At 44.8% G+C, this 17,461-nt stretch carries 10 protein-coding genes and 1 pseudogene; 4 read left to right on the top strand and 7 right to left on the bottom strand.

Annotation, left to right across the window (positions count from 1 at the left end; all coding sequences use genetic code 11):
* The first annotated feature begins 302 nt into the window (after positions 1-302).
* Positions 303-1,166 (top strand): ROK family protein, encoded by an 864-nt coding sequence (locus QT327_RS20220; RefSeq protein WP_130856106.1) that lies wholly within the window; start codon positions 303-305, stop codon positions 1,164-1,166.
* A 219-nt stretch (positions 1,167-1,385) separates the two neighbouring features.
* Positions 1,386-2,552, top strand: a complete 1,167-nt coding sequence (locus QT327_RS20215) for a DNA-binding transcriptional regulator (protein ID WP_013665192.1) — start codon at positions 1,386-1,388, stop codon at positions 2,550-2,552.
* Position 2,553: 1 nt separating this feature from the next.
* Here QT327_RS20215 and QT327_RS20210 read toward each other — a convergent pair whose 3' ends face one another.
* The 7 genes and pseudogenes from QT327_RS20210 to QT327_RS20180 form a co-directional block, all read right to left on the bottom strand.
* The gene (locus QT327_RS20210; RefSeq protein WP_289553852.1) at positions 2,554-2,973 is read right to left on the bottom strand and encodes a hypothetical protein; all 420 of its coding nucleotides are present in this window, start codon (positions 2,971-2,973) and stop codon (positions 2,554-2,556) included.
* A gap of 5 nt (positions 2,974-2,978) precedes the next feature.
* Complete coding sequence (locus QT327_RS20205; protein ID WP_289553851.1) at positions 2,979-5,225, bottom strand: glycoside hydrolase family 2 protein; 2,247 nt, start codon at positions 5,223-5,225, stop codon at positions 2,979-2,981.
* 96 nt (positions 5,226-5,321) lie between these two features.
* Positions 5,322-5,525: pseudogene (locus QT327_RS20200) on the bottom strand (alkaline phosphatase family protein); the annotation flags it as partial.
* Between the two features lie 12 nt (positions 5,526-5,537).
* Complete coding sequence (locus tag QT327_RS20195; RefSeq protein ID WP_130856104.1) at positions 5,538-7,685, bottom strand: PhoPQ-activated protein PqaA family protein; 2,148 nt, start codon at positions 7,683-7,685, stop codon at positions 5,538-5,540.
* 13 nt (positions 7,686-7,698) lie between these two features.
* Entirely contained in the window at positions 7,699-9,345 is a 1,647-nt protein-coding gene (locus QT327_RS20190; protein WP_130856103.1) for a SusD/RagB family nutrient-binding outer membrane lipoprotein, read from the bottom strand.
* 31 nt (positions 9,346-9,376) lie between these two features.
* Positions 9,377-12,817, bottom strand: a complete 3,441-nt coding sequence (locus tag QT327_RS20185; RefSeq protein WP_289553848.1) for a SusC/RagA family TonB-linked outer membrane protein — start codon at positions 12,815-12,817, stop codon at positions 9,377-9,379.
* Positions 12,818-12,981: 164 nt separating this feature from the next.
* Entirely contained in the window at positions 12,982-13,527 is a 546-nt protein-coding gene (locus tag QT327_RS20180) for an RNA polymerase sigma factor (RefSeq protein ID WP_289553847.1), read from the bottom strand.
* 192 nt (positions 13,528-13,719) lie between these two features.
* Between QT327_RS20180 and QT327_RS20175 the strand changes: the two genes are divergently transcribed.
* Together QT327_RS20175 and QT327_RS20170 are read left to right on the top strand one after the other, a co-directional pair.
* Positions 13,720-14,898, top strand: a complete 1,179-nt coding sequence (locus QT327_RS20175; RefSeq protein WP_289553845.1) for a sialidase family protein — start codon at positions 13,720-13,722, stop codon at positions 14,896-14,898.
* Positions 14,885-17,113 carry a ligand-binding sensor domain-containing protein gene (locus tag QT327_RS20170; RefSeq protein ID WP_289553843.1) on the top strand — a complete coding sequence of 743 codons (2,229 nt, stop codon included), beginning with the start codon at positions 14,885-14,887 and terminating at the stop codon, positions 17,111-17,113. Before QT327_RS20175 ends, QT327_RS20170 begins: the two co-directional genes overlap by 14 nt.
* Positions 17,114-17,461 lie beyond the last annotated feature (348 nt).

The following is a 17,461-nucleotide window of genomic DNA, read 5'->3' as shown; positions in this document are numbered from 1 at the left end:
ATAACGAGATACACAAACATAAGTAAAATACGCGAGATTACGGCGGCCTCAACCGCTAACAGCAAGCAGGCTTAAACATGCCATTTCCCGGTACGTACAACTATTTCTTAACCTATCCGTAAAGTTAACATCATGTCAATGGGCTTTCTTTGTTCGAACAATCTAATCGATCCAATGATCAAGCGAAAGTGCCAACGGCATAACCACGCTAAGGGATAAATTTATAGGTATTGAATAGTACATTTTGAAGATGCGCCCGTATTATAAAGGTATGAACAAAAACCTTTGTAACTCAGCGAAAAATGGTAATAGGTGTAGATATAGGAGGCACTAATATTCGTGCCGGATTGATAGAAAATGGTGTTGTTATTCATCAAAATCAATGCGCACTGCAAAACAAGGATTCAATGGATGCTACGCTCTACCAACTTATAGAAACAATTAAACCACTAACCACCCAAGCCGTTGAAGGAATCGGGATTGGCGTTCCATCAGTCGTGGATATTGAACAGGGCGTGGTATATGATGTAGCGAATATTCCTGCTTGGAAAAGGCTTGAATTGAAACGAATTGTACAGGAACGGCTTCACCTGCCCGTGAAGATAAATAACGACGTGAATTGCTTTACCTTAGGCGAATATCACTATGGTGTAGCAAAGGGGATAGGATCGCTTATTGGCGTTACAATCGGAACGGGTATGGGGGCAGGGCTGATACTCAATCATCAGCTTTATATGGGCCATAATTGCGGGGCCGGCGAAATCGGACTCTTACCGTACCTGAATAAAACACTGGAAGAATATGTAGGCAGTCAGTTTTTTATGGATCGTATGCAAAAAAGTGCAGAAGAGATCGCAAAAGAAGCTATTGGAGGTGATCATGAGGCAATAAGGCTTTGGGAAGAGTTTGGCCTTCACGTTGGCGAGGCACTGAAAATAATGCTTTACGCCTACGATCCCGAAGTGGTCGTATTAGGCGGGTCCATCTCCAAGGCCTACCCTCTTTTTAAGAAAAGCATGGAAGAGTCAATGAGGTCTTTTGCTTATTCCAACACCTTACAAAAGGTGCGCGTGTTGGCTTCCGAGCATTCGCATATTGCACTTTTGGGCGCAGCCTCCTTAATCCAATTTGATATGAATGTACTTGCAAAGGGAACTAGGATTTAATGGGAGATACATAAATGTAATAATTTTTAGGTCTAACAATTTGCGGGAAAAAGATCGGTGTTGGCCATTTATGTTTAACTTTATTGTACGTATTGCGTATCGGGATTTATAAGCTTTTAATCGAAATACATGCAAATGAATCCTACCGATATAAACCTGATTCAATAAATAACATAAGAGGTGATGCATAGATGGCAAAGAACTAATTTTTAAATAGCGATGGTTTACAAAGTGATTCTGCTCCTCGATTTTGCCGAAGAATACAGCAAGAGCCTGTTGAAAGGTATAAAGGCTTATGCTAAAGAGTCCGGAAAATGGCTGTTTTGCTCCATGCCTTTGTTTCATCGGGAAACTTTGGGCATGTCAGGGATTTTGCGGTGGGCAAAAGAGTGGGGAGCGCACGGAATCATTGGTCAGCTATACAATGATCCGGAAATCGACCGGTTACTGGATGCCAATATTAAAGTTATCGCGCAGGATTTTAAGGAGCGTTTTCATAACATTCCCAATATCACCGGAGGCTATTTTGAAGCAGGTGCCATGGCCGCAGAATATTTCTTAAAAAAGGGCTTTACCCACTTTGCTTTTTATGGGTTCAAAGATATTGTCTGGTCGCGAGAACGGGCTACAGGATTTGAACAGCGATTGGCATATGCGGGATTTTCGGTACACTATTTTGAACATACCGGGCCTACTGCCGATGAATTATGGTACTACCGCCCCAGCGCGTTGAGTCGGTGGCTCAAATCGCTACCGAAACCGATTGCTTTGATGGCCTGCGATGATAATCAGGGACAACATATTACGGAAGCATGTCGGTTATCCCATATCCGTATTCCCGAAGATATTGCCGTATTAGGGGTTGACAACGACGAAATGATCTGTGAACTCTCCGATCCGCCCTTATCAAGTATTTCACTAAATGCAGAGAAGGGCGGGTATCAAGCGGCACATAGGATGGAACAAATGATCCTGACAGACACCTATAATGGTGAAGATATTTATGTCGGACCACTGCAGATTATTACTCGCCAATCCACCGATATTTATGCAACTAACGACATCCAAGTGGCGGCTTCTTTAAAGTATATCCATCATAATATTGAGAAAAACCTGTGTGTACAAGATGTATTAAAGGTGATTCCTTTATCCAGGCGTGTATTGGAGAAACGATTTTTGGAATGTACGGGAATGCCTATCTACAAGTATATTTCGACCTTAAGGATGGAAAAATTTGCCGAAAAAATCCTACAAACAGATCATGCAATTTATGAGATTGCGCTCGATTTGGGTTACGAGGACAGCAAAAATGTAGCACGCCAGTTTAAACAGATCTATGGTTGCAGCCCTTTCGTCTTTCGTAAGAGACAACAGCTAAGGAGGTAAACTAAAATATCTTTACTTCCCCATTGACCGATTGCAATTGAATCCGGGCGTTCTGATCCTCTGGATAACGGACCGTGATCATTTTAACCTCATATGGGAGAAGAGAAAGGTAATTATCAGACCATAAAACAGGCAATACATTATCCGTCAATGACTCATTCATTAACTGTAATTCGTTGAAAAAGGAAAGCTTGTCACTTGTGTTCTTTAGTGTTATTTGCCATACTTGATAGGCTCCTTCATTCCGTAAAAATTTCTTAGCCATTTCGAGCTTAACAGGCGGTAATTCAGATAAGGGACGAAAATTTGCAAATTCCTTGCTCGGTGTATAAAACCAAGAATAGGTGTTCCAATCCAGTGTGTCCATCTGCGCACTCAGCCAATAAAAATTGTCGGCTACGGCTTGTCCATGCTCATTCAAAACGGCTAAATGCAGGAAAGTGACCGGCTCTTGCTTGCTGATGGAACCTTTATAAGCTTAACAACATGATTTGCTTTCATTTGATCAATTGGTATTACCTGCCGGCTGATCAACTGTGACTGCAGATTGTATACTTGTACAAGCAATTGGTGTTTCCGTAAATCTTGCCGCGTATCATTACTGAGGTAAATCGATCTATCATGATAGTTATATAAGGGGAGGATGGGTTGCAAGGCCTTCTTCGTACCAAAGTAAGCAGCATTTGGCATCAGGTAATAATCATATAGCTGCCAGTAAAATTCGGGCCAAGGCGAGTTTAACATCCACTGAACCACACCTCCTGCCTGTTTTCTATTCATAACATGTGCTTCAAACATTGGGCGAATCGCCTCATAATTTAACAGTTGTGCTTTAAAAGCCAGCGTTGCCAGATTAGGACTAGGGCCATATCGCTTTTGCAAGGCCTCTAGGTAGATAGACAGGCTAGCAAAATCCTTGCGTCCGGAGTGGTAGTTCCATACCGCATTGTCAGCCGGCCAACGGTATGCCGGCGGAATCATTTTTTCGATGCTTTTAATGGGCGGGATTTGTGGGCCTGGACCGACCTCCGAGTTGAAACCGTAGGCACCTCCTAATTTTTTGTCCTCGTACCAGTATACGGGAGGCACGTATTGATAGGGTCCGTTCATTTTCATGCCCGATTTTCCCGATATTGTACTGGTAAACTCACCCGCAGAGATCAGAAACGACGTAGTAGGCGCATATTTTGCCAAGGTGTCCAGATAACGTTGTTCCAGATCGGGAGGAGGCATGGCATCACTTCCACCAAGCCAGGTGAGAATACTTGGATGGTTGCGCAACCATTTGACCTGATCGCGGAAATAAGTCGCTAATAAATCTTTTTCTTTCGGCATCAGCTTGATGGCGTAGCGCTCAACCCCTTCATTGATGGGCAGGTTTTCGTCCCCTGCTTTCATCTCGAGTGGCAGACCCAAATAATCCGGCCACTCCCATTGGCAGCTCCATCCGGGCATCACTAGAATGCCGTACTGGTCACAAAGATCGTATAGATGCTGATTATTAGCCCATACCCCTTCCAAACGAAGGGCGTTAAGCCCCATATCCTGCACATATTGAATTTGTGCACGATCTTTATCGGGAAGATAACGCAAAAAAAGATCATCTACCCAACCCGCAGCTTTGATGAGTATATCACGACCGTTTATTTTATAATGTCGCCCCTGGTTGCTGTTTCGATAAGTTTCGATTTTGCGGATCCCGAACGTGAGGTAGTTGCTATCAGAAAGCTCTTGGTTTTTATTGTAGAGTTTTACAGCTGCTTTATAAAGAGATGGTGCTCCTAAGCCATTAGGCCACCAGAGCTTTGGATTTTTTATTTGAAGCTGTGGGAAGTCACGATGGTCAAACGAAACTATCCGATGGGCGAAGGGTTCGAGAACGATCTGTTTTTTTAGCTGCTGGCCGGCAATACGAAGGGCCAAGGTGATTTGCTCGGGCCTGTCGCTTGCATTTCTTAATGCAACTTGCGCCTTGAGTTCCGCATTGCTGGTATCGCAAACATCAAAGTCGCTCTCAACAAAAACGTCTTCTATAAAAACGGATCCGCTGCGCTTCAGCCGGATATCGCGAAAGATGCCCATAAAGTGATCGGCCGGTGTGGGCGCCCAGTCTACGAAGCCCATATAAAAATCGCGCACCTGTGGTGGATAAATCTTAATGAGCAGTTGGTTTTCGCCTTCTTTAATGGCGCGGCTCACCGGCAACGCAAATTGTCGGAAGGCACCGTAGATGCTGTCCTTATCGGCAATTAACTGCTGGTTAAGCCAAATATCCGCGCGATAGTTGATGCCGTCTAAATAAAGGATGACCTGTTCTTCCGAATTTAAGTTATGGATATACAACGACTTTTTGAACCACCAAGGTGATTGAAAGACTTGCGCAGGAATACTATCCATGCGCGTGCCTATAAAAGGATCGGGGTAAACACCTGCTTCTACCAATGCCCCAAGCACGGTGCCTGGTACCAAGGCCGGATACCAATCATTTTCCGCCGTGTGTTCCAATACCTTGTCCACTTCGTCGCCGACCACTTGGCTCGGAGCCATCACCCAGCCTGAATCGAGCACATTTTCGGCAATAGGCAATGCGGTTGAAGCTTGCCTGCAGCTAGCCGTTAGCAGACAAGCTAGGAGGCCAAATTGTAATTTCAATACAGTCGAAAAAGACGTCATTAGGGTAGGTTTAATAAATCAATCAACGGGCGGCCAACATTCCCGTTGGGTTCTTGTATATGTAATAGTGCTGCCAACGTAGGCCGAATGTCTGTCATTCCCGTGGCTAAAACCGGTTCGTAATATGCGTTTGAAGCCGCCTTCTCCATAGCGATCATAAAAACGATAAAGGTAATCCCTGCGCATTTGGTCGACAACCAAGCCCACTACTAGTTTTGGTCGTTTAAGCGCCTCCGTCTGTGCAAAGCAGCTGTAGCAATAAAAGCCGCAAAGGAAGAAAAATAGAAATCTTTTATTCATTTTCTTGTTTTTTTATCGCTTCTCTTTACCGTTGAGATAGCGTAATAGTTTTTCGGGCTCGTCTGTTTGTATAATATTGGCGCCTTTTGCAAGAAACTTGTCCAACTCGCTTAGGTCCGCTTGTTGTGCGATCATTTTATCCAGATCACCCAAGGTATTCATCCAAACGTTGGCACCCTTGTTTTTGATATGAGCTGTTACGGTATTGGTATAAAAACTTTCGTCCAGGTGCACAATGCTTGGCTCAAACAGCGCGAGCGCTTTGTCGGCTTCTTTTAGATCATGTGATCTCGGCATTAGTTTAAGTGAGGAGTTGGCAGCCTTTACTTTTGCCAACTGCTTGTAATCACTGTCGAAAAAGATCACTTCCCGCTGTGCTTTTACTTTGGCAACGGTATGCAGGATGGGATCCAACTTATCTGTTTTAAGATCCAGATCCAGTACAATTTTCCCCTTTGCGAGCTGTAAAGCTTCTTCCAAGGTGGGAATATGGTAGCTGGTTTGTTTGCCCCGGTGCTTCAACTGTAATCGGCTTAGCGCCTGAAAAGTAAAGCCTTCCGCATCCCCCTTTCCATTCGTTGTGCGGTCGATGGTTTGATCATGCATCAAGAAAGGAATACCATCGCTGCTTACCTTTACGTCTATTTCAACAATATCTACACCCTGTTTAATGGCGGCTTCAATGGCTGCAAGCGAGTTTTCCGGTACTTCGTGATGTACTCCGCGATGCGCGGCCACTAAGATTTTATTCCGATGTGGTTCCGCCAAAGCCTTCAGCGTCGCTTCCAGATGACCGTGTTGATGACTTTCTACCAATCCAAGGCTATCCATTACAAAGATCCGGCTCGACTGCCCATAGGTGCTTCCCGTAGGATCGGGATAGAGCAGCTCCACAAAAAATGCCTTATAGCCCGCGCTGGGAAAGTCAAAGGAATAATGAAGCTGAGCCTCGTTTCCCACGTAGTTCTTTTGGCTGAATAACCATACATTATTGCGTAAGTCAGCATCTTTAGAGGAGGCTTCCCAAACTTTTATACCCTGTAGCTTATCGGGAAGAATTTTCAACGCCAAATTTACTTTCTTCCCTTCAGTATTGATTTGCCATTCGGCAGGCGGGTATCCTTCATCCCGGAGCGTTAAGGCAAAAAAGGCATTCAACGCATTAAAGGCATCTTGTCCGTCTCCCAAATTATGCCCTACGTTAGGTACATAATGCAGCAAATTGGTTCCCGGGATACTATCGTAATAGTGTTTTATATTATCAACCACCCAATAAGGATCGTTGGTACCCATAAAAATCATTTTAGGCATTTTCAACGCCTGTCGGTAACTATAGGGATCAACCATTTGCAGGAGTGTAGCGCCGGCTTCACTTTTTGCCTGCTGCGGAATACCTAAGTTTACATAATCCTGAATTTCAACGCTGTATTCTTTCCAGGTTTCAATTTGATAATCCAGACTTACGGGCATATTCAGCACATCAATCACCATTGGAGCAATTGCTATGACGCGTTGATCACTGGCCCCTGTCAGCCAAGTTGTCCATCCCCGTTTGGAAAGGCCTGACACCACAAAACGATCAGCAGGCACCATCGTATGTTTTTCAGTGAATTCCGTAACCGCATCCATGGCTTTAACAGCACTTTTTACCATGGGAAAAAGTAAAGGCCATGTGTAGTCGCCCTCTTTCTGAAACTGATGAAAGGTATAAGAAATGAGCGCATCTTCTGTCAGCCCATTGAATAGCGGTTGGTTGGGTGTTTGTTTCAATAGCGCTACACAGGCTCCATTTTTTTCTGCAAGGGAGCTTAGGTTCACTGTTAACGCATCCTGCTTATCGGTCCATCTTGGCTGTCCCTTATCCAGCGAACCGCCACTGATAAATAATAAGGCAGCACTTTGCTTTAAATTTTTCGGTACAATTACACTGAGCTGATGCGTCCAAACGATGTTTCGCCAGGTTTGAGAAGTGAGTAGCAAGCGATATACCTTCGTCTCGTTGCCAAGGCTCAAGGTATCGTGTATGATCCATCTATACGTATCATCTTCTTTCTTTAGATACTGCTGCAACGCATTTTGGGGCGTCACAGCAGTTTGGGCAAAACTGAGCCCTATATAAAAAAACACATGAAAAATTCCCGTCAGTAAGCGCTGTTTCATTCTCGCAATTTAATTAGTAAGGATTATTGGTATCTTGTAACAACCAGCATTTCGACCAAGCACTGTTTTTACCATCAGCCTGTGAAAAAGCGGTGGTCGATAATCGATCTAAAGCCTCTTGTACATGTTGCCCGTTCATATTGATTTCATCCTGCATGTAATAAAAGCGCAAGGGAAGGGCCCGCCTAAGCGCTACCGGCCCCGCTTGCAACCGAGGGTAACCGGTTCTTCGAAAATCGAACCAAGCCTCCGTTGCGGCCGTCCAACTAGCAATCCACTTTTGGGTAATCAGCTGTTCAAGCGACCCATCAAAACGAACTCCTTCTGTTTCAATATACGCATTATAATTGGCGGCTAGCTGCCAGGCATCTAAAGAAGCCTCAATGGCCGCATTATAATGTTCGGCGGCATTACCCGTATTCCATCCCTTCAGTGAAGCCTCAGCCAGTATAAAATGCACCTCGGCTGCTGAAAGGAGCCGTGCCTTTAGTAAAGGTCCGGAAGCTTTCCGATAGCGCTCGTTTAAGTAAGAAACATGGGGATTAAATGAGGTCTGCCCCGGTGTTGGGTTTAAATTATAACTGGATGGCAAATTGGAGTAAGAAGGCGGAATACCTACATAATCCGGATCGGTATCAACGGAGGTATTGGCTACCATATCGGGCGACAAGTATCGCTTCCCATTGCTAATGCGATCGGTGCGCGGGGGTAAAGTGGCATCAACAACCAAAGGAATCTCCACTTTTTGGGCCCATATCGTCAGGCGGGGATCATCCAGTTGCTGCAAGGTGTTTACCAAAGTGGCACACATCTTCAATCGACGGAAATTCGACCCACCCGTATCGTCAATCTCGGTATTACTAGGCCAGGCATTGGCGCTTGTGGTACCGGGGTAGCTCATCGCAGCATCTTCATCCGCCGCTAAGATCAGCGGGTATTGATCCGGATTCGTTGCGATTTTCTCTATGCCTGCCTGCGCAAAAGAGGCTTCCTTAGCCGAAAGACGCATATAATAACGCAAGGCCAGTGAATTGGCAAAACGCCGCCAAGCCGCTGGATCACCATTATAGAACAGATCCGCCGCCGCTTCGATACCCGTATAAGAAGAAGCCGGTTGCGAGAGTAAATTGTTAGCGGTTTCCAATTCGGCTAAAATGCCATGATAAATATCGGCCTGGGTATCATATTTGGGCGTAAGATACTGTGGGTCGTTTAAATTCCCTTTTAACGCATCGGTGTAAGGCGCATCACCCCATAAATCGGCAATAAGCCCAAAGACATAGGCTTTCATCACCAAGCCAACGCCCTGATGAAAGGCCTGTCCACTTTCTTCGGCACGGTTCATGAGAAGTTGGGTGTTACGTAAAATATTGTAGTAGTCTGTCCAGCTTTGGCTGCCCGCCCAATCATAATCGTTGTGGCTTTCAAACCAAGCATCTTTCTGCGTATGTTGCACAACACCGGCGATATCCTGATAGCCTAAATTGGTATACAGCTTCCCTGTTTCGCTCAATATCGTTGGCAAAATAAGGTTAGGATTCACCGCCGTTTCATCTACCCCATTGGGATTCACATTCAGATCGTCCAGCTTCTTACAGGAAAACAAGAGTATTGCTATCAAGAGTAAGTAAGCGACCGGCGTTTTTATTACGTTGTTCATGGCTTTATTTCTTGTTGGATAACTAATTAGGTTAAAAAACCACTGCTATTTTGAAACCGATCGGCATGACCCACGGGTTTACATTATAGCGTTCAATCCCTTGTTTGAACTGGGTACCTGCCTGTGTTCCGGCTCCGGGTTGAAAAGCCGTTTCGGGGTCGATCCCGATTTTCGATTTCGTCCATAAGATAATATTACGACTGTAGATGGAAACGTTGGCCGATTGCATACCCAGCTTTTTAACGAAGTTGCCAGGTAGCTCATAACCAAGCGAGATTTCCCGGAGCTTTATAAAGTCGGCATCAAAGGTAGCAGCGCTCATAAAGTCCCAAGGGTAATTATCGCTCAAGGGTATGATTTTAGTACCTTCGCCCCCCAAATTTTCGGTATAGCCAACAATATTGCCATCGTCATCATATTGTGCGATAACACCGGGGTTAAAAGCGCCGAAGTTATAGGTCTGCCCTTCCATTGTAAAAGGAAGCCCACCGCTTTCGGGGGTTGGTCCGCCCACAATGCGGAACTGGTTGCCACGCACAACCACCAGATCATTGTTCACCAGGTAATCACGTAGCGCTTGCCCGCTCATACCATTTGGATTGATCAGCTGGTCAAGGAAGCGCTGCGTTTTCATGTCCGATTCATAATAGCGATAGGTTTGCGAAACAAATTTGCCTCCTTTCCGCCATTCGAGAGAGAAATTCAGGCTAAAGCGTTTATAGCTAAGGCCCGACTGTAAGCCGATGCTAAAATCGGGATTGAAATTACCGATTTTGGTGCGCGTATTGGTCATCGATATACTCTGCCAGGAGCCATTTTCGTCGAGGATCGGATAACCATAATAAGGCGAATTAACGTCTTTCACTGTAACGAGTTCCGCATCGTAGAGATCACCAATTTCATCCCCTATATAGGTACGGGCACCGCCCTTGGCGTCCGACCATAACTCGTAGTATTCCAAGCCATCTGATAATTCCATAATGCGTGTTCTGTTTCTCGACCAGTTGAGGTTGATATCCCAATTCCAGTTGGTCGACTTGATCGGTGTGCCACCTAAACTGAGTTCCCACCCTTTGCTTACCAATAAGCCGGCATTGATGTTTTTAGAGGTATAACCACTGGAGCTGGGCAATTGAATGGGAATAATCTGGTTCCGATTATCCACTTTATAATAGGTGCCGGCAAAACGTAATCGATTATTAAATAAGGCAAAATCCAAACCACCTTCGTAGGATGTACTTTGCTCCGGCTTCAGGTCGGGGATGAGTAAAGCGCTCGAAGAGCCAAGGCGAACCACATTATCCCAGGGGTCCATATTTTGTAAAACGTTGATCAAGTTATAGGGACTCGTGTCATTACCGGCTCTCGCCCAGCCACCGCGCAATTTCAACAGATCGATTTGATCGGGTAATTTAAAAGCATCATTCAATAATACACTTAAGGAGGCGGAAGGGTAAAAATAGGAACGATTGTTTTTTGGCAAGGTGCTCGACCAATCGTTTCGCGCAGTTAAATCCAGGTAAATGAAATCTTTGTAACCTACGTTAATTAATCCATATATACTGTGAATGGCTTTTTCACCGATGTAACTGTTGTAACGTAAACTTGTCGGAGCGATATTGGATAAGGTATATAAGTTGGGTATTGTTAAACCGCTTCCATTAATCGAGGCATTGATGACATTTTCATTGCGCTGATAGCGGGTGTTTCCGCCTATTGACGTATTAAAGCTCACATCGTTAAAGCGTTTCTGATAACTAGCGAGGAAATCAATATTCTGTTCCAGGTTATTTAAGTTAGTGATACCGTAGGCTCCTTTCGGATCATTGGAATAGCTATACGGAACTTTCGTTTCTCTCTTTTCGTGATAAAGATCGAGTGCATAGCGTCCCATTAAACTTATTTCGGGCGTAATTTGCCAATCGGCACGTATATTACCGAAAACGCGATCGCGCTTAAAGGCATTGTTCACTTCATAGGCCAGAAAATACGGGTTATCATAGTCGCCCAAACTTTGCGAACGCTGCACCACCCCCTCTTGTCCGGGCAGCCAATAGTCTTTTAAATCCAAAATATTAATATGAGGTGCTACGGCATAAGCCCATTGAAGGGGATTGGTACCTCGGTTACCTGCGGGCCGATTATCAGAGCCATTACGACTGAAATCAATTTGCGAGCTGAGCTTAAGTTTATCGGTCAATTTCAAGCTGCTATTGAGGTTCAGTGAATTCCGACTCAGATCGCTATTCGGAATAAGGCCTCGATTCATCATATTAGAATAAGAAATCCGATAAGTAATCTTCTCCGTATTGTTAGCGATGGACACCCCATTAATAGAGGTAATACCCGTTTGTACAAATTCTTTGATATTGTTCGGATGAGAGACCAAAGGCATGGCGACAGGGTTACCCTCCGCATCTAGCGGACTGTTCCATTGAATGGCTTGATAGCCACGGTCAAGTTCGGGGCCTAAAGCGCCTGCCGATCCTTCTTCAATGGTGAGCGTCCCATTAGGAGTACTTTCCGGCGTAAAAGGAATAACCCCTGCGGCGAAGCGATGATGCATATCCAGGTATTTGTACGGCACATCGAATACCGTATTGCTGGTCACATTAATTTGCACCTTATCTAAACCGCTACCACTTTTGGTGGTGATCAATACCACGCCATTGCCCGCCCGTGAACCATAGAGCGCCGCGGCACTCGGCCCTTTCAGGATCGAAATGCTTTCAATGTCATCCGGATTCAGGCTGGCCAAGGCATTACCATAATCTACGTTGTTGTCGGTACCTACCTGACTGACATTATTAATCGTGTTGGCAATCGGTACACCATCCACTACGAAGAGCGGTTGGTTATCCGAACTCAAGGATTTTGCTCCCCGAATGACCATGCTAACGGAAGAACCGGTTGAGCCCGTAGAGCTGATACTAACGCCTGGCACCTTACCGGTAATGCTATTGAGTACATTATCCTGTGCCACTTTGTTAATATCCTTGCTGCTCAACTCCCCTACCGAGTAGCCCAATGAGCGTGTCGAACGCTTGATGCCTAAGGCGGTAACCACCACCTCATCCAGCCCTTCCGTCCGTTCTTCCAAGGCCACTCGCAACATACGTTGGCTACCTACGCGTACTTCCTCTTCTTTATAACCGACAAACGTGAATACGAGAATCGCTTGTTCATCGGGTACTTCAATACGGAAGGTACCGTTCATGGAGGTCGTAGTGGTTCTTCCGTTTTCTTTAACTTTAATACTAACACCAGGGAACGGCCGGCCATCGGTGGCCGAAGTTACCACGCCCTGAATAGAGATAGCCTGCCGGTTGACGGAAACGGCATCTGCGTGCGCAGCGGTAGTCAGGACCCCGTTCCCAACCGAAGCCGACGCGCTTATCGGTAGTCCGAGCTGGTACAGCACCGCTAGCGAACAAATGAGCAGTTTGGGCGTGCTTGGTAAATTGAATTTCATAAATTCCTTATTTTGATTTTTTCCCTTTTTACAGCAGATGATTTTGTTAGCTGATCAATTATACTACTACGGACAAGTAAAAAAAGGCTATCAAATACAATGGTAATTTTGAAATAATTACTTGTTTAACAATACGTTGTTGTTTTGTTAATATAATATTAACGTTAAGCTATGAGCATTTTAGGTTTTAGCTGATCGCGTAATAACTGCTTTGCTTTTACCAGCTGATTTTTGACCGTATTCTTGGAGATGGAATAACTGTCCGCTATTTCCTGATAGGATTTACCATCTACAAAACACATATAAATAATTTCCCGTCGTTTATCGCTTAAGGCATTCATCGCGGTTTGGATCATACGATAACGCCGCTCCCTTACACCAATGGGGTCCTCTTTTTGGCAACTTTCGTTGATATAGGATTGAAAGGCAATGCGATTTCGTTTTTCGCGCTTGATGTGATCGAGCACGAGATTACGCAGGCAAGTAAATAAAAAGGAACGGAAGTTCTGTTCGGGCTTTATCTTGTTTTTGTTATGCCAGATTTTGGTAAAGAGATCATGCACCATATTTTCTGCTTCTTCTGTATCGCGAAGCATATGCATGGCAAATTTAAAAGCATCCAGTTTGTAGGCTTTGTACAATTGATTGAAGGCATTGTTGTCGCCCTGCTTCACTTGCTGCAGGAGCGTTACATGTAGGTCCGTTGACATAAGCTGTTTAATTTGATTGTTCAACGAAATTATCGGTGAAAGCTCCTCCTTGGTGACGCATTTTGCGCTTAATAAACCTCAATCTGCGTCAATCCTAAAATTTTGATTTCAAGTAGCCCGATTTGAATATTGCCACGTATGATATAATGAGCATTCGATTGGTGAAGATGCTAACTTAAGACAAACCTGCATATGATGCGACATCATTTCATTTTTTATGCGATCTTTTTATTATTCAGTATAACCCTTCGAGCACAACCTAAAGTGGCGGAAGCGACCCTGATTTTTCCTTTGCAGGCAAAACATGTCCACGGTAGCAGTTTGGCCGTTTTACCGAACGGAGACGTATTGGCGGCCTGGTTTTATGGCAGTGGAGAACGAGGGGCCGATGATGTTTGCATTATGGGATCCAGAAAGCGCGCAGGGAGCAAAACTTGGTCCACGCCTTTTCTAATGGCCGATACGAAAGGTATCCCGGATTGCAATCCTGTACTGTTCTTGAATCACAAAAAGCAGTTGTATCTCGCGTGGATTGCCGTACAGGCGAACCGTTGGGAGCAGTCGATCTTGCGTTATCGTGTAGCTGATGAATATGAAGGTAGTGCGGCCCCCAACTGGGGCTGGCAGGACAATATACTCTTAAAACCCGATAGCAGTTTTGTGCAGGAACTTAAGGAGAAGTTATCGATGATGCCCGATCAACAACATGGCTGGGCAGCCTACGCACCACCTTATGATGAAATGATCGTAACCAATGCACAAGATCCCGCCAAACGTAGCTTCGGTTGGATGACACGCATTAAACCCCTGTTATTGGCCGACAATAAAATATTGTTGCCCTTATATTCCGATGGCTTTAACTGCTCTCTCATCGCCATATCCGAAGACGATGGAAAAAGTTGGCGACCAAGTAAACCCGTCGCGGGCCGGGGAAACATCCAACCCGCATTAATAAGACGGAAACAGGGCGATATTGTAGCCTATATGCGCGACAGCGGGGATGCGCCCGCTCGAATTCAACAAAGCATTTCAATGGATGGCGGTGAAACATGGACGGTAGCAAGAAAAACGGAGATTCCCAATACCGCCAGTGTGGAGGTCATTCGCTTGCTCGATGGGCGGTGGCTATTGGTAGGTAACGATGTGGATGATGGACGCTATCAACTCAGTTTGTATTTATCCGAGGACGACGGCACTTCCTGGAAACTCAGCACCCTGCTTGAAGCGGATGACAAGAAAAAACTTTCCTGTTCTTACCCGTCAATCGTCCAATCGACCGATGGCTTTATCCACCTCAGCTATTCTTACCATGTGACAAGCGATAAAAAATCAATAAAATATTTAAAAATTTCTCCCGATGATATTAAATAAAAAGAAGATTTACCAAGTGTTGCTTCTATGTTTGGCTCTTCAACCTTTTGGATGGCGAACGGCTATTGCCCAGGATCGGTTCAAACAGGAATATGCCATAAAATATTACACCCATGATCGAAAAACGAATAATGCGAAAGTTTTGAGTGATCGAAATGGGCGGATTCAATTTTTGCAGGCAGGTCGTTTATTAAAACCTTTTGATGGCAAATTGCTCTTTCCAGGCAGGCTATCGGCCGACATCACGTATCGTTACGACTCCTTGGAAACTTTTAGAGATATCATCCTATATCAAAACAATTTTGTGTACCTGACCAACCAACTGGTTTATAGCAATGCCTGGGCAGGAACCTGTTTATTTAAACATCACTTGCCAAAGGCAAAATTTTTGGAAATGGACGAAACGGGAAACGTTTTTCTGACCGATGGGCAACAGATCAGATGTTATGCGATGGATGGAAAAGTGCTCGCAAATGCTCGCGTAGATGATAAAATTAAAGCCGTACACTATGACACGCGAAATCAGCTTTTTTGGATGCTCAGTAATCAGGCCCTATATAATTATAGTTTACAAAACAAGCAGGTACACACCGTTTATCGGGGGAGTGATTTTAGCTGCTTTACGCTTAATGAAACCGGAAAACTACTGGTCCTTGCCAAATCAGATCGGTATAGCCTATTCAGTATAGAAAAGTCAACGGATGGACAAGTAAAGATGATACAGCAAGGCGACTGGGATGATCGGCTGCCGGCGCAACCGGTGAACACAGTTCAGTATGTCGATGGAACGCTTTGGTTTGGATCGATGCACGGGGCCTTTAGGCAACAGGAGAATGGGGCTTTTGATTATTATCAAAGTGGCCGCTGGTTGCCGGGCGACACGGTATATTCGCTTGCCAAAGGGCCGGAATCAACGGTGTTAATAGCTACGAACAAAGGTTTGGCCCGCTTGCACCATAAAGCAATGAGCTTGGAAGAGAAAGCCGCCTATTATGACAAACAAGTGCGCGAGCGGCATATTCGATACGGTTTGAATGCAACACTGAAAGGCTTGAAGGAAGGAAATTTACGAACAGGCATTTTGTCCGATTCTGATAATGACGGTTTATGGACGTCTATGTATCTGGCAGCGGAGGCCTTCCGTTACGCTACGACCAAAGATTCCGATGCCTTGCTGAATTGCCGCGAATCTTTATTGGCCATGGAGCGCCTTTATAGCGTGAATCCTTTAAAAGGCTTTCCATCACGATCATTCGAACGAATCGGTCACAAGACAGATCTTGCCGATAGCAAGGTTTGGTTGGATGCGCCTGATGGTCGGTGGAGCTGGAAATCCACTACCAGTAGTGATGAGGCAATTGGTCATCTTTTTGTTTTTTCGGTGCTGGCCGAGGTGGTAAACGACCCTTGGGTGAAAGAAAAAGCCGTTACACTGATGGATTCCCTGATGTCGCATATTGTGGCTAACGATCTTTATCTTGTTGACCATGACGGAAAGCCGACGTTGTGGGGGAAGTGGAACCCCGCTTATGTCAATCAATTTCCGACAAACATAGGCGATCGAAAATTAAACTCGTCCAACATCATATCCATGTTACAATCAGCCTATTACTTCACTAAAAAAGAAAAATACCGAGATAAGGCGTGGGAATTAATGGACAGGCACGGATACTATGAAAACCTGATGCGGCCGATGAAAGGTATTGGACAAGCCGATGAAAAAGCTGATGATTATAGCAAGATGCTTTCTGAAAGGTGGAATCACTCCGACGATGAGATGTATTTTTTAGGCTATTGGGGCTTGTATCGCTATGCCTTAAATGATACATTAAAGAATAATTTTCGAAAAGCAATTCTGGATCACTGGGAATTCGAACGACCGGAAAAAGATGCGCTGTGGAATTTCTTCGCTGCTATGGTTGGCGAAAAGAACTTTGACAGGGATGCATCCCTGTGGTTTTTGCGCGAATTCCCCTTGGATCTGATCAACTGGCAAGTGACGAACAGTGCCCGAAAAGATATCAGGCACTTGGAGGAGAATTTTATGAATCAAAGCACGGATGCCGTTCTTTCGCCCAAAGAGCGCCCCGTCCACCGACATAATCGAACAACCTTTATTTTGGATGAAGATAGCAACGGAACGGAAGAGTTTAGTGCGGGTGATATTTGGTTACTCCCGTACTGGCTCGGACGGTATTTGGAAGTAGTGAAGTAGTAGCAGTGACAGTGACACCTGCCTACTGGCAAGTAGACTAACATAAACCAAAGCTGACTGCCGATGGCTGATCGCCGACAGCAGATTGCTACAAATCTGTTACAAAAGCGATTCTTCTTTTGGCACAAGCTTTGATTAGTTATTAGTAAGGTTTAGGTTGATTAAAAATAGAAAAACGTCCAAGCATCCCCAAAAGCTGGGCGTTTTTCATTTTAAGGCAGCGGATCCGGAGGCATTAACCAATCGATATACATAAGGTCCTAACCTCTTCTCATACTGATCGCTAATGTAAAAATGATATGGGAATTTGATTAGAGGCACACCTTATCCTCGGCAAAAAGAAATAAT

This window comes from Olivibacter sp. 47 (genome assembly GCF_030372825.1).
In the GTDB taxonomy this organism is placed as follows: domain Bacteria; phylum Bacteroidota; class Bacteroidia; order Sphingobacteriales; family Sphingobacteriaceae; genus Olivibacter; species Olivibacter oleidegradans.
Note: the sequence above shows the minus strand (reverse complement) of the source record. Positions and strands in the feature narration are given on the sequence as shown.